The sequence below is a fragment of the Methanosarcina sp. Kolksee genome (assembly GCF_000969945.1).
Lineage (GTDB): Archaea > Halobacteriota > Methanosarcinia > Methanosarcinales > Methanosarcinaceae > Methanosarcina > Methanosarcina vacuolata.
In genome coordinates this window covers 4,120,163-4,133,261 of record NZ_CP009524.1, presented here as the reverse complement: position 1 = coordinate 4,133,261, position 13,099 = coordinate 4,120,163, and the positions used below count along the sequence as shown (strand labels likewise).

At 39.2% G+C, this 13,099-nt stretch carries 14 protein-coding genes; 10 read left to right on the top strand and 4 right to left on the bottom strand.

Annotation, left to right across the window (positions count from 1 at the left end; translation table 11 throughout):
- The first annotated feature begins 343 nt into the window (after positions 1-343).
- Entirely contained in the window at positions 344-805 is a 462-nt protein-coding gene (locus MSKOL_RS21245; RefSeq protein ID WP_048122935.1) for a hypothetical protein, read from the top strand.
- A 251-nt stretch (positions 806-1,056) separates the two neighbouring features.
- On the top strand, positions 1,057-1,797 hold the full coding sequence (locus tag MSKOL_RS16980; RefSeq protein ID WP_048122932.1) for a winged helix-turn-helix transcriptional regulator: 741 nt from the start codon (positions 1,057-1,059) through the stop codon (positions 1,795-1,797).
- Positions 1,798-1,872: 75 nt separating this feature from the next.
- Here the strand turns inward: MSKOL_RS16980 and MSKOL_RS16975 are convergent, their stop codons facing one another.
- Complete coding sequence (locus tag MSKOL_RS16975; RefSeq protein WP_048157867.1) at positions 1,873-3,066, bottom strand: Xaa-Pro peptidase family protein; 1,194 nt, start codon at positions 3,064-3,066, stop codon at positions 1,873-1,875.
- Between the two features lie 443 nt (positions 3,067-3,509).
- Here MSKOL_RS16975 and MSKOL_RS16970 point away from each other — a divergent pair, with 443 nt between their 5' ends.
- The 4 genes from MSKOL_RS16970 to hdrB all read left to right on the top strand — a co-directional run bounded on the left by MSKOL_RS16970 (position 3,510) and on the right by hdrB (position 7,052).
- Positions 3,510-4,049, top strand: coding sequence for a DUF2284 domain-containing protein (locus tag MSKOL_RS16970; RefSeq protein WP_048157865.1), 540 nt, complete (start codon positions 3,510-3,512; stop codon positions 4,047-4,049).
- A 298-nt stretch (positions 4,050-4,347) separates the two neighbouring features.
- Entirely contained in the window at positions 4,348-5,055 is a 708-nt protein-coding gene (npdG, locus tag MSKOL_RS16965) for an NADPH-dependent F420 reductase (protein ID WP_048122928.1), read from the top strand.
- Between the two features lie 597 nt (positions 5,056-5,652).
- Positions 5,653-6,138 (top strand): CoB--CoM heterodisulfide reductase subunit C, encoded by a 486-nt coding sequence (hdrC, locus tag MSKOL_RS16960; protein WP_048157863.1) that lies wholly within the window; start codon positions 5,653-5,655, stop codon positions 6,136-6,138.
- Between the two features lie 11 nt (positions 6,139-6,149).
- Positions 6,150-7,052, top strand: coding sequence for a CoB--CoM heterodisulfide reductase subunit B (gene hdrB, locus MSKOL_RS16955; RefSeq protein ID WP_048122924.1), 903 nt, complete (start codon positions 6,150-6,152; stop codon positions 7,050-7,052).
- 291 nt (positions 7,053-7,343) lie between these two features.
- On the opposite strand, the gene MSKOL_RS16950 is transcribed toward hdrB, so the two are convergent.
- Complete coding sequence (locus MSKOL_RS16950; RefSeq protein WP_048157861.1) at positions 7,344-7,793, bottom strand: DUF1284 domain-containing protein; 450 nt, start codon at positions 7,791-7,793, stop codon at positions 7,344-7,346.
- Positions 7,794-7,856: 63 nt separating this feature from the next.
- Complete coding sequence (locus tag MSKOL_RS16945; RefSeq protein ID WP_048157859.1) at positions 7,857-8,390, bottom strand: DUF1847 domain-containing protein; 534 nt, start codon at positions 8,388-8,390, stop codon at positions 7,857-7,859.
- A 482-nt stretch (positions 8,391-8,872) separates the two neighbouring features.
- Between MSKOL_RS16945 and MSKOL_RS16940 the strand changes: the two genes are divergently transcribed.
- The 4 genes from MSKOL_RS16940 to MSKOL_RS16925 all read left to right on the top strand — a co-directional run bounded on the left by MSKOL_RS16940 (position 8,873) and on the right by MSKOL_RS16925 (position 12,014).
- The gene (locus MSKOL_RS16940; protein ID WP_048157857.1) at positions 8,873-9,223 is read left to right on the top strand and encodes a DUF134 domain-containing protein; all 351 of its coding nucleotides are present in this window, start codon (positions 8,873-8,875) and stop codon (positions 9,221-9,223) included.
- Between the two features lie 40 nt (positions 9,224-9,263).
- Positions 9,264-10,106 (top strand): Mrp/NBP35 family ATP-binding protein, encoded by an 843-nt coding sequence (locus tag MSKOL_RS16935; protein ID WP_048122915.1) that lies wholly within the window; start codon positions 9,264-9,266, stop codon positions 10,104-10,106.
- A gap of 502 nt (positions 10,107-10,608) precedes the next feature.
- Positions 10,609-11,235: a thioredoxin family protein gene (locus MSKOL_RS16930; RefSeq protein WP_052725585.1), complete on the top strand. Its 627-nt coding sequence runs from the start codon at positions 10,609-10,611 to the stop codon at positions 11,233-11,235.
- Positions 11,236-11,363: 128 nt separating this feature from the next.
- Positions 11,364-12,014 (top strand): cytochrome c biogenesis CcdA family protein, encoded by a 651-nt coding sequence (locus tag MSKOL_RS16925; protein ID WP_048157856.1) that lies wholly within the window; start codon positions 11,364-11,366, stop codon positions 12,012-12,014.
- 259 nt (positions 12,015-12,273) lie between these two features.
- Here MSKOL_RS16925 and MSKOL_RS16920 read toward each other — a convergent pair whose 3' ends face one another.
- Positions 12,274-12,846, bottom strand: coding sequence for a hypothetical protein (locus MSKOL_RS16920; RefSeq protein WP_048157854.1), 573 nt, complete (start codon positions 12,844-12,846; stop codon positions 12,274-12,276).
- Positions 12,847-13,099 lie beyond the last annotated feature (253 nt).

Below are 13,099 nucleotides of genomic sequence, written 5' to 3'. Positions count from 1 at the left end.
TAGGCTCATCATTTATTTCACTCCTGTTCATTTTCCAGGAGGCAGGATCAAAAAAGCCTTAAATATTCGTAAAACTATCCTATCCTTGCCTCCGGGCAAAGGTGGGGTTCAAATAGACTTTCCAGAGAGAATTTGAACTCTACTAAACATCTTTTTAATGTTCATTCTTTTCTAGAAACTTACTTTTATAACTAATTTGTGACCAAATCATCCAACTGAACGAATATTCATATCTAAATTTAAGTTTTTTTATAGATTTATAAAGTTATTGGCTAGATCGTTGGATTATCTATCCATAAAATTTAAGTAAACTCTTTTGATACGTGTTATCAGGAGGTTGAACATGTCAAGAAAGATATTATTTATTACATTGATAACCCTACTTTTTTTATCTGTTACTACAGCGACGGCATCTGAAAATGTGGAAAACGCGGAAACTTCAAGCAGCTATATCGTAGTACCTTCAAGTAATACTGAAGTTGGACTCATTGACACAGATGCAGGTATTTTGACAGTTTATGATACCATCCGCCAGGGAGAGACAAATCTACATGGGAAATATGTAGGTACTGGTCTTACCCTTCTTGTTGTTGATCTTAATTGGGGCGATTCGACGGATTCTCTTCGGCTTAAGATATACACTCCTAGCGGCTCAGTGCTAGGTCCCTACTATGACAGCGCTGATGGCGCAGTTAACGGGAGAATTCGCCTGAATATTCAAAACTCAAACGGAATTGAATCAGGGACCTGGAAGTATGAAGTATATGGATACAGGGTAACCGGAACAGAAGGTTACACAATCTGATTACAAACTTACACAATTTGATTACAAACCATGCGTCTTCGGTTAGGTGATGAATCGTAACAAATTGCGCCAATGTCTTCAACATTTCTCAAATATTTTAATAACTTATGAGATGGAACAGGGTGTCGATTTCATGTAAACAGGCCAAAATTTAAAGCCATTTAGTGCAAAATCGATAGCTTTTTGGCAAGAAAATTCCTTAACCGATGACCAATGGATTACAAACAAATTAATCAAATTATGGACCAATTATGTGGAAGAAGAGCTTATTTTTTATTCTTTTCCTGAGTATCTTTTTCCTGAGTATCCTGGGTATAACCAGTGCAGATACCGGAGGATATACAGTTGGTCCCTGCCCACCCGAAGAAGAGCTCGACAAATTGGGTACTGCTGTTGATATGAGCGGTGCTGATGTGACGTACTCATTCTGGGAATTTCCTTTGTCATTCAAAATCGCTTACATAATCGGATATTTGGCTGCTTTTGTTTCTCTTTTTAAACTGGTTCCCATAATTATTGGTCAGGTAAGGAGCCTGAGTAAAAATGTTATTCAAAAGAGAATTATTAATTATGTGCTGATGAAGCCAGGGTGTACGCCGTCTGAAATTTCAAGAAACCTGAAAATTAGTCTGGGATCTATAAGGTATCAGATCAGAACACTCAAATCCGAAGAGGAGCTGACTTTTAAGAAGGAAGGAAAGTTCACAAGAGTCTTTCAAAATTCCAATGTTTTCACAAGCAACGATAAAACAATAATCTCACATCTTAAAGGCAGTACAAGAAAACAAATACTCCTTAATATTCTGGAAAATCCTGAGATTACAAATCAGGAAATTTCAGAAAAGCTGAATTTAGACAAAAGCACTACTCACTGGCATATAAAAAAATTAAGGGAAGATGAGATCATTTCCTCCGAAGTAGAAGGCAAGTTTACAAAATATATTGTAAACCCGGATGTGGAGTCGGAGTTGTTGAAATGGCTCAAAATATAATCTTCGAACAGCTTCATCTTAATGTCAGTTTTCTATGAATCGATTAGACTTTGAGTTTATACAGTATTTTAGTGATCAATATACAGGAATCAATCCCGGGTTGTCACCGGTAATGCATTCTCCACCTTTAGCAGTCACTATAAAGGTGTTTTCAATTCCGACCATTCCAATGTTTTCTATTCCTTTTTTAGGTTCGAGGGCAAATACCATTCCTTCCTGAAGGGGCTCGTCAAAGCCTTCTGCAATTACAGGCAGTTCATCGATTAGCAGTCCGACGCCGTGCCCGAGAAATCTTACTTTACGGTTACCAAAGCCCATAAAATTCTGTAGAAATTCCGAATCTAGATTGCTCATTATGGTATTGTATATTTCTGAAGGTATGGCTCCTGGTTTTAACATTGAAGCAGCCTCGTTCTGTATTGCCACGCATTTATTATGGGCATCGATTGCATATTGTGGAAGCGAAGAACCAAACATGTATGTTGTTGTTTTATCCGTGTTATAACCTTCAATTCCACATCCGATATCAATGAATACCAGATCTCCTTTTTTCAGCTTTCTATCACGGCTTCCTATCAGGGGAACCGCAGGGCTCATCCCGTAATTTCCGCCAGGCCCGTTAAAGTAAGAAGGATAAATCGAGCTCTCACCAAAACACACATTTCCCAGGAACATCTCGGTATCAAACATCCCAAAGCGGCATAATCCATGATGGCCTTCTTCGACCATAACTGAAAATAGTTCAGTTGATAGGTCTACTTCACTCATTCCGTCATGCAGCATTTCGGGCACAAGATCTTCCAGCGCATGTTGATGAATCCTGCCAGCTTCTCTTGTTAGCGAGAGTTCATATTCGCTTTTTACTGCTCTAACAGCGCAAATTTGAGAGTCAGCAGATTTGACATTCTTAAAAGGGAAGTATTTTTGAAATCTCTGGTACAAAGCCAGAGGAACAACTTCGGTTTCAAGGTATACTGTGTTCGGAAGCCCACTTACACTTTTTGTAGCATCACGAAAACTGTTCATAGGTTCTATATCTGGAAATAAAGATTCATCCAGGGCTCTTTCGTAGCTGCGGCGTACCCAGAAAGTTGCTTCTCCGTGCTTAGGGATAATCAGCATTCCATCTTGCATCGTACCTGTAAAATAATATAGATTTATCTTGCTGAAGATAACAGCTATCTCCCATTGAGGATTTGAGATATCCATCCGTTTTCTAAAATTTCTCATCCGGTTTTTCAATTCGGTTAAAGGTACTTTTTTAATCATGTAGATTCCTTTACTAATTATCTGTTATCAATTAAGAGATGTCACTTAGTAGTGAATATAGTAAGAATTTATGAGCAGATATAGATAGTAAATATATGTAATAATTTTTGTTTTTCATAACAAAACTATATTTCTCTCAGTAGTTTTTTAAATAATATCTCTCTTGCAGTGATTTCTTTAAAGATAAAAAGTAACTTTAGGGCTAGTTAACTTCAGAGCTAGTTAACTTTAGGGTTAGTTAACTTTAGAGCTAGTTTAGAGTTATTTTAGGGTTAGTTTAGAGCTAGTTAACTTTAGAGCTAGTTTAGGGCTAGTTTAGGGCTAGTTTAGGGCTAGTAAGAGCTTAATTCGTTTTTCCCAAAATAAAAAAATAATTGGAAAGAATGCAAATTAAGAAGAAACAAGAATTAAAAACAATAGGGTTTTTTTGAAAGGAGGTTGTCATGTTAGGAAAATTCGACGATCTTGTTGAAAAGGCTTCAGGGTTGGGGCTCAAGGCTTACCTTGTGGATGCAGAAGACATTCCGGTTGAAAACAGGATTGCTCTAAAATGCGCTTACGGTTGCAGAGGTTATGGAAAGAGACTGAGCTGTCCACCTAATGTTATATCGGTTGAAGAGTTTAGAAAAATCATAGGAGAATACAATAGTGCGCTTCTACTTATCGATGAACGCGATACTTCACAGGTGTCGGATATCCTTGAGGCCTGGGGAGAAATTCGTAAGGACTCCTTCCATAAAATGTTAAAACTTGAACATGAAGCTTTCAGGGAAGGCTTTACTTTTGCGCATCTTCTGAGGCCCGGTTCCTGCAACGAATGTGATATCTGTAATCTTAAGGAATGTATAAAGCCAGAGTTGAGGCGGTTTGCACCTGAAGCTGTAGGAATAAACCTCCAGAAGGCAATGGAAAAAGCAGGACTTGTACTTGAGTTCTGCAAACCTGAGAAAACTATATGTGTTGGAGTTTTACTGCTTGAATAAAAATTCAAGCAAAATATAAGCGATGTATATCCCTAAATCTTTGCAATGTCTGTTCAGAGTGTGTTTAGAGTGTTGAATAATTAAAAGAAATACTAAATGAGAAAAGCGAAATTAATAAAAGAGTTTAGTTTTATAGTCTTAGATAAATATTCAGATTAATGAAAGTAATTCTAGAAATTTGGAGTCGCTATCCATAATATATTTAATTAGCGATCTTAATTTCATAAACAAAGACAAAAGGTACATTACTTTCCGATATATTTTATGGAAAATATAGCAAACTGGAGGTTTTTTCAAATTGAGTTCTGAAAAGTTAAAAATAGCTGTCTTAGGAGGAACTGGCAATATAGGAGAAGGTATGGTGCTCAGACTGGCCCTTCAAAACCTTATGGCTGAAGGCGTAAAGAATGAAGTAATTATCGGGTCCAGATCCAAGGAAACTGCCAATGAAGCCGCAAAAGAAGCCATTTCCGAACTTGAAAACTGCGGGTTTGATACATCTAAGATAACTATTACAGGAAACAGTAACCATGAAGCTGCGCAGGCAGCCGAAGTAATAATTCTTACTATTCGGTTTGGCCACGTTTTGCCTTTGCTGCATGAGATTCGTGAGGCGCTTGAAGACAAGATTCTTATTACTCCTGTAGTCCCGATGGTAAAGGAAGGAGACCTTTTTGTGTATAAGCCTCCAGAGGAAGGTTCAGCCGCTCTTGCGATTCAGAAAAATGTCCCGGCTTCTACAAAAGTTGTTGCAGCTTTCCACAACATTCCTGCAGGAAAATTGAGAGATATTGTTAAGTGCAAAGCTGTACACCATGCACTGGTGTGTAGTGATGATGTCGAAGCAAAGAAGATGGTCATTAATCTTACAGAGCATATGGGATGCATGAAACCCCTGGATGGAGGCCCTCTCAAACAGGCAAGTATCATGGAATCGCTTACACCACTACTGATCAATCTTGCAAAACTCAACGGACTTAGAGATCTTGGGATAAACTTTTCATGATGAAACCTAAAAGCACTAAAGATCTGCAGGAAAAGACTGGAAACGGAGATATTTTGAGTCTGGAAAAACGAATATTTTTTCGGAAACTTATTTTTATATAATACTAAATATAATATATCTAAAGGCACAGGTTTTAAGGAATATCTAAAACAAGAACCTCTGCCTGAAGGTATTAAAACAAGATCAGTAACAGACAATTGGTAAAAAACTCATTAATGAATGGTCAGCAAAAACTAACTCATTAATGGATAATCAATAAAAAGAGATTCGAAAATTCGTAATTGTCAGCCTTGAGCCAAATTCTTCACTCCTGTTATTGAACCCGAACAAATTTAGTTTATGTTAAATATTATGAGATTAATAATTAACATGAGAAAAATCTGTAAGAAATGGACTTATCAGTGAAGAATCTGGAAAAGGACTTATCAGTGAAAAATCTGGAAAAGGACTTATTACAAAGAGCTTGTCAGGAAAAACCTGTTTATCGTAAAGCTCTATAACTCAATTTCAGTTGCGGAATTTTCTCTTTATCTAATTATTTTGCTTACTTTTCTTTTCTTAAAAAGACGAACCGACTAAATCAGACAGTGAACCTGTATGAGTGAAGAATTGCCAAAAGTGTTAAAGGATGCAGGTCTTGACTTACTTTCCTGCATGCAGTGTGGCATATGCACAGGGAGTTGTCCTTCTGGACGGCATACCGGGCTTAATACACGAAGAATTCTTCGGGACGCACGCAAGAATAGAGTATCAGTCCTCTCCGATGACGCCCTCTGGCTCTGTACTACCTGTTATACCTGCCAGGAGCGCTGCCCGCGCGAGATACCAATTACTGATGCTCTCCTTGAGCTCCGGAGACTTGCAGTAAAGGAAGGTTTCATGCTTCCAGAGCACAGGAAGGTCTCGGAAATGGTCATGGAATTTGGGCATTCAGTCCCTCTGGATGAAGAAACAAAGCAAAAGAGGGAAGAACTGGGTCTTGATCCAATACCTGAGACTGTCCAGAAGTATCCTGAAGCCCTTCAAGAGGTAAGGAATCTTCTCAAAGCGTGTAAATTTGACGAGCTAACGGCTGAAAAATAAGGAGGCAGAATATGGAAAAACTATCGCTATTTCTTGGATGCATCGTACCCAACCGTTACCCCGGGATTGAAAAAGCAACTAAGCTCTGCCTGCAAAAGCTTGATATAGACGTATCCGATCTGCCAGGAGCCTCCTGCTGTCCTGCTCCAGGAGTCTTCAAGTCCTTTGATAAAGCAACCTGGCTTGCCCTTGCCAGCCGGAATATAGTTCTTTCTGAAAAGATGGGTCGAGATGTACTTACGGTCTGCAATGGTTGCTACGGCTCCCTGGCAGATGCTAATCTGGAACTGAAAAAAGATCCTGAATTAAAGGCGTGCACGAATAATTGCCTTAAAGAAATCGGCATGGAATTCAGAGGTACTGCCGAGGTCAGGCATATAATCGAATATCTATATAAAGAATTTGGGCCTGAGAAACTCAAGGAGTATGTCACAACCCAGCTTGACATTAAAGTGGCACTACACTACGGATGCCACCTTATCAAGCCTTCAAGGGACAGAAATCTCGGAGAAACGGAGGCTCCGGTTTTCTTTGACGAACTCGTTGAAGCCACGGGTGCAAAAAGTGTAGACTATACCGACAAGATGATGTGCTGTGGAGCCGGAGGGGGAGTCCGCTCAGGGCATAATACCGAATCCCTTGAGATGCTTGAGCACAAGCTCGCCTGTATTCGGCAAGCAGGAGTTGACTGTATTGTTAATGCATGTCCTTTTTGCCACCTGCAATTTGATAGGGGACAGCTCGCAGTCAATGAAAAATTCGGAACGGATTACTCGATCCCTGTCCTTCACTATTCTCAGCTACTGGGCATTGCTCTTGGTTTTTCTCCATCTGATTTGGGAATAGAACAGAATGCGGTTCAGAATGTCGAGTTTCTTGCAAAAATCTATGAGATCAGTGCAGGTTTAAAATAACAGTCCGGAAAAATATTCAAGAAACAAGTTTCAATTAAACATTAAAAGAATAAAATATAAAATAAGAATATAAAACAGAAATATAAAATATAATTATAAAACAGAACATTTTCATTTTTTAGTCCGTGATTCATAAAAAAACCTTCGATTCTAGCTTGTAACTACGTAAAGCTGAAACGAGCGAAAGAGTAAGACTCAGTACGGGCGGGCCAGCCGGAATTAAAGCCTTTGGAGATGCCGGTGATCATCCATGAATTAAGGAAGCCGCTAAGTCTTTAGCCTGGTGGCAGTTCACCTTTTTTCCTGCATGTACCAGAGACATTTCTGTCTCCATTTGCAGGGGCCACAGACTTCATTAATTTCGGATGCATTAGTCAACTGTGAATTGATTAAACTGAAGGCTTTATCTGCCTCCATAATTGTTCCTTCTTTTATCTTTAATTTCTCCATAACAGCAAAATCCATACTCTTTATCCTGCCAGAGATAGTTGATTCTTGCGCAGTGCATTCCTTTTTGCCTGGACAGGACTCACAGATTACATCACATTCAGATACCAGTTCCAGAGGTCTTGAAGGAAAAGCCTTAATATCTGAAATTACGGCCTTTAAATTTGCCACAAAAATTGGGCTGTACCCATAGCCCTGAAAACCCTGGATGCAGCAAAGGTGATGAGCTCTGATCTTCAGGCATTTAGACCCGGTTTTAAAACCCTGTCCAGATGTTTTCGATTTTTTGAGCATATTTTTCTCCAGGGCATTAACTCACAAAACCAAGAACTACTTCTAAAAATTAACTTTGAAATCTCATTCTATAATATCAATTTCTGAATCAGCTAATTGAGGTAATTCCTCAACAGGAAGCGTTATCGCAGGAGCCTCAGAGTATTTTGCAAAGAGAATATCATAGCCTGTTTTAAGCCCCAGCATGATATTGAGATTCGTAAGGTCATCGTTCAGGAGCATTGCCTGACCTATAGGATTACAGACTGCTTCATGCTCCAGATCCTTGAATTTTTTAATTTCCAGGCTGGCTTTTTCGAAGCTACATACTTTACAGCAAACTGAAAACACTTCAAAATATCTTGAAAGAATGTCATAAACCAGTCTGGCTTCTCGCTCATATTCAACACAGAAAGCAATTCCTATTTTTGTGTACCCAAGACTTTTTGCATAAATAGCGATCTCTTCAAGTTTTGTCCTTTTCATGCCATCGGATTCAAGCCAGGCAGAAATCTGAATTGCTTTAAGATCGTTGCCTGTGTACTCAAGCCCAGATTTAATGACTGAACAATTTTTGCCTTTTACGCATTCCTTAATCCGGCATAACGCGCACTGCACATTTTTTTCTCCCGGGAATTTTTAACATGGATAGGGAATTATAGTCACAGATAAGCTGTGAAGGTATAAATATTTCTACGAGGGATATCGAAATACAAGATAGAGTTCCAGGTGAAAAGAGGAAATTAAGGAAAAATTATAGTAAAATTATAAAATAAGACACTCTGTTTAATGATGAAGTTCTGACTCTCATTTAATCTTCACAGACATTTTCTGTTGTTGCCTCTTTGAGGAAGTCATCGCCAAAGGGCGATAAGTTTACCTTACTGTGCCTTTGCGTCTACAAAACCCTGACTCCCCAGGACTTAAATGCGTGAAGCGCTTTACCGTTTCCTTTTCAGGTACTCATACTTTTATAAAAACTTCCTCTAACTTTGTGGCAGGCAACCTCACTTTCACTCATTTGTTCATAAATATATATATCTTTCTGTTAGGCAAGAGAAATTATTATATATTTATTCCGCAATGTGCATAAGTAACCTATGAAAAAATGCAGAGGAAGACCAAAGTGTCCGAGGCGTGTTGAGCAAACGCCCGACATCACATATTTCAAGCCTAGAGGAGTCCCGCTTGCGGATCTTGAGGTTGTATCCATCACAGTAGAAGAGCTTGAGGCATTGAGACTTGTAGACGTCGAAGGTCTGAAGCAGGAAGATGCGGCTATCAGAGTAGGAATCTCAAGGAGAGCTTTCTGGGAAGATCTAAAAGCTGCTAGAATGAAAATCGCTCTCGCCCTTAGCACAGGAAAAGCAATAGAGATAAAGGGCGGTAACTATATCAGCGCTGAGAACGCTGACATTAGGAAGATGCTAACTCGTAAAAGAGAAATCTGAAAACCGGGAAAAATACGGAAATTTTACACAGGCGATAAAAATGACAGATAAGGTTCAACCACTTGAGAGCTTATCGAAAAAGCCAGAAGAGCCAAAAATAGTAGTCAATCTCAGGCGTATCAAACGCAAGATCATGGTAATGAGCGGAAAAGGAGGAGTAGGGAAAAGTACAGTTGCAGCAAATCTGGCCGCTGGGCTGGCCCTGCGAGGATATAAAGTTGGGCTTCTGGACTGCGATATTCACGGACCGACCATTCCTACTATTTTCGGGTTAGAGTCTCAAAGGCTCGAGGTTAATGAAGAAGGCATTCTTCCAGTCTCGGTACTTCCAAATCTTTCTATGATGTCTGTCGGTTTTCTGCTCGGAGACAAAGATTCTCCTGTAATCTGGAGAGGGCCTGCCAAAATGGGGGCAATCAAACAGTTTCTGGAAGACGTTAGCTGGGGAATACTCGATTTCCTGATTATAGACTTGCCACCCGGCACAGGAGACGAACCCCTGAGTGTGGCTCAGCTCATTCCCAATTGCGACGGCTCGGTGCTTGTTACAACTCCCCAGGATGTAGCCCTTATCAGCGTTCGAAAGTCAATAAAATTCTCTGAAAAACTTGACGTGCCTATCATAGGGCTTGTTGACAATATGCATGGGCTTATTTGCCCCCACTGCGGCAAGCCAATAGAAGTATTCGGAACTGGTGGTGTGGAAAAAGCCTCAAAAGACTTCAATATTCCGATTCTTGCCAGACTCCCTATTGAGCCAAAGGTCGCAGAAATGGAAGATAAAGGCACTGTTATCCAGGGCCTGCTTGACCACAGTACGGAATGGCAGAAGAACTTCGAGGCTGTTATAACCGCAGTAGAAAAAACTCTGGGAGAGGAGTAAAGCGAAATAAAAGAGGAAAGGTTAACACGTTTACGTGATTATACAACTTTTCTCGATTGGTTAGCTTCTCAATCGGCTAACCTCTCTTTAATAAGCTAAACAGCAACCTGGCGTTCTTTTGAGGACACCTCTTCTTTTCAATCGGCTAACTTTTCTTCAATCGGCTGGCCCGGCAATTCTAATTAGTTTTTTAAGATCTCTTCTTTTTCCTGTACTTTATATATCACTAACCATATTTATTTTTAAAGTCATATCATAAGGGGGTTTATATATTTTCAACAGACCAAAAGTCTCTTAAACTAGGTATATATCTTCTTCCCTTAGAGTTAATTATTTGAGGTTTATTGATAATTCTACTTCATAATTCTAATTTCACAACCAGTAGAAAATGTAGGCTATATTAAAATGAAGGTTATTTTTGAAAAGAGGAAATTATTACCATACAACATAATTGCTAAATAATATGTAAAATAATATAAAATAAAAAATTAACGTTGAGAACATGAAGAAATTATTTGTCTTATTGATCATGCTTGCAGCTGTAATCTTTACTGCGGGTTGTACTGATGACAGCAAGGAAAATTCCACAGATACCCAGGCAATTGAGGAGAATAATAGCATTGTCGGAGCAAACGAATCTGAACAGAATGCAACTTCTCAGGAAATCCAGGGAGAAAATGGCGTTGTCAAAACAAACGAGTCTGGACAGAACACAACTTCTCAGGAAGCCCAGGAAGGAACTAGTGTTCTTGAAGTGACCTCCCTTGAACAGATAAATGCATCCCTTGAGCAGGGGCCTGTTCTTGTAAAAATAGGATCTAAACACTGCGGGCCATGCCAGGCCATGAAACCCATGCTGAAGGAACTGGCAACAGAATACAGTGGGAAAGCCACTATTGCATCTATAGATATAACCGAGAGCCCTGATCTTGACTCTTATTTTGAAATCGGATACGTCCCTGACACATCTTTGGTCGTGGGTATTGAAGACGGGGACTATGTTTATATGCAAGAGAATGGGACAGTCACTAAGGATAGATTCCAGGCTAGAATTCAAGGGCAAATGGAAAAAGAGGTGTATGAGAATCGTATAAACCTTGCTCTTCTCAAAGAGGGGAAAAGCAAATAATAATAAAAATAAACTTAATATATAGAACTAATTTCTAAACTCATTAAGTTATAAGTTCAAACTTATGGTAAAATCCATAGTTCCGGATAAACACTATCGTAAATAAACTAAAAAAAGAAATTGTAACCATGTATTATGAAGTTATTTCCCCTGTGGCTGCATTTGGAGCAGGAATTATCAGTGTCCTGTCCCCTTGCATCCTTCCCCTTCTGCCTGCTGTCCTGGCAACATCCGCAGGAAAAAACAAATTTAGGCCTCTTGCAATAGTGCTTGGAGTCTCAATATCCTTCACCATAATGGGAGTGGCAACATCTGCCTTTGGGGCAGTATTCAGCGAGTATACCGATCAACTGAAAATTCTCGCAGAGGTCCTTATTCTCTTATTGGGCTTTGCACTACTCTTTGACATAAGCCTATTCAATGCATTTTCAAAGTTTCCCCTTCTGGGGAAAATGGGTGATGAAGGACCTGTTTCTGGCTTCTTGCTTGGCCTTTCCCTCGGTGTTCTCTGGATCCCTTGCGTCGGACCAATTCTAGGCTCGATCCTGACCATGGTAGCTTTAAACGGAAATACTATTACAGGAGCCCTTACCCTTTCAGTTTATTCTCTTGGATTTGCTATACCAATGCTCTTGCTCGCGTACTCAGCCCACTTTTCCTCTTCAAAAATCCGGCTTATTTCTAAGTGGGATGCGGTCTTCAAAAAGGGAGCTGGAACAGTACTGGTACTCTTCGGGCTTTATATGATCTATCAGAACCATTTTCAATGGTTTGTTTGAAAAATCCAGATTCGGAGAATTAGGTCATAGGCGCAAGAATATGCTGGCATATGTCCTGAAGACGCAGAATTTAAACTGGATTAGGAGAGTAGTAAACTTAACTTAAATTAATAAGCCAAATTACTATTTCCTGAAAAGGGGAAATATGAAGGATTTGTCAGGCCCTGAGTTTTAATCTATTGAATCGAAATACCTGTGCAGCAGGCTACTTCTTTACCTCTGGGGCTTTTGAAATCCTTCAAAAATTGTTATAATACGCTTATTTCTCCATACTCATATAGGCAGACTTGAAGTTAGACATACTTGCGTCAGTACTTATCCCAAGATCCAGGCCGTTTATACTGCCTGTGGCCGAAGCTCCCCTGTATTTTGAATTTTCGCTGCTTCTCCACACGTAGTCGCCAGTTGTTGATTTTGAGGTCGAGGTCCCGGTTGAAATTTCTCCTGTACCAGTCCAGTCAGCTCCGATGGTTACAGTATCTGTTTCACCCGTATACCAGTTATTGACATCAATATTAATCTCAGACAGGCTTGCAGAGTTGAGTTTTTTATCTATGCTAAAAACATCATCCTCTGTAAACATGTATCCCGACTTTTCGAACCAATAATCTGGCCCATATTTATAGGTTGATACATAGATATCAGTACCATCATTGGTTTCAGTTACAGATAAGTACGTATAGGTAGTTGCATTGTTGTTTATCTCATACCATTCTGCGTATGCAGATGCGCCATTATGCCTTTCTATCGTCTTAGATTCCAGAGCTTCTACACTCGTAGTCGTTGAGATCAATACTACAAGAGTAAGTAATGCTGTGCATAATTTCCTCATTTTTATCCGACCATGTGTTTATTTGTTTTAATTTACACATAAATCCAATTTAAATTTCATACCAGTTTATATAACATAAAACTTGACTTTTCACAGTCATAATAAAAATAATGCAAAAGTTCATAAACACATAAGAAATTATTTTTAGAATTTGAAATATGAATTGGTAAAATGAGAACCTTATAAGAATTACGCACGTATGCTGCAAAATCAAGCATAGTAGGCCAAATAGTTAAAATCGCTCTTTTAGAAA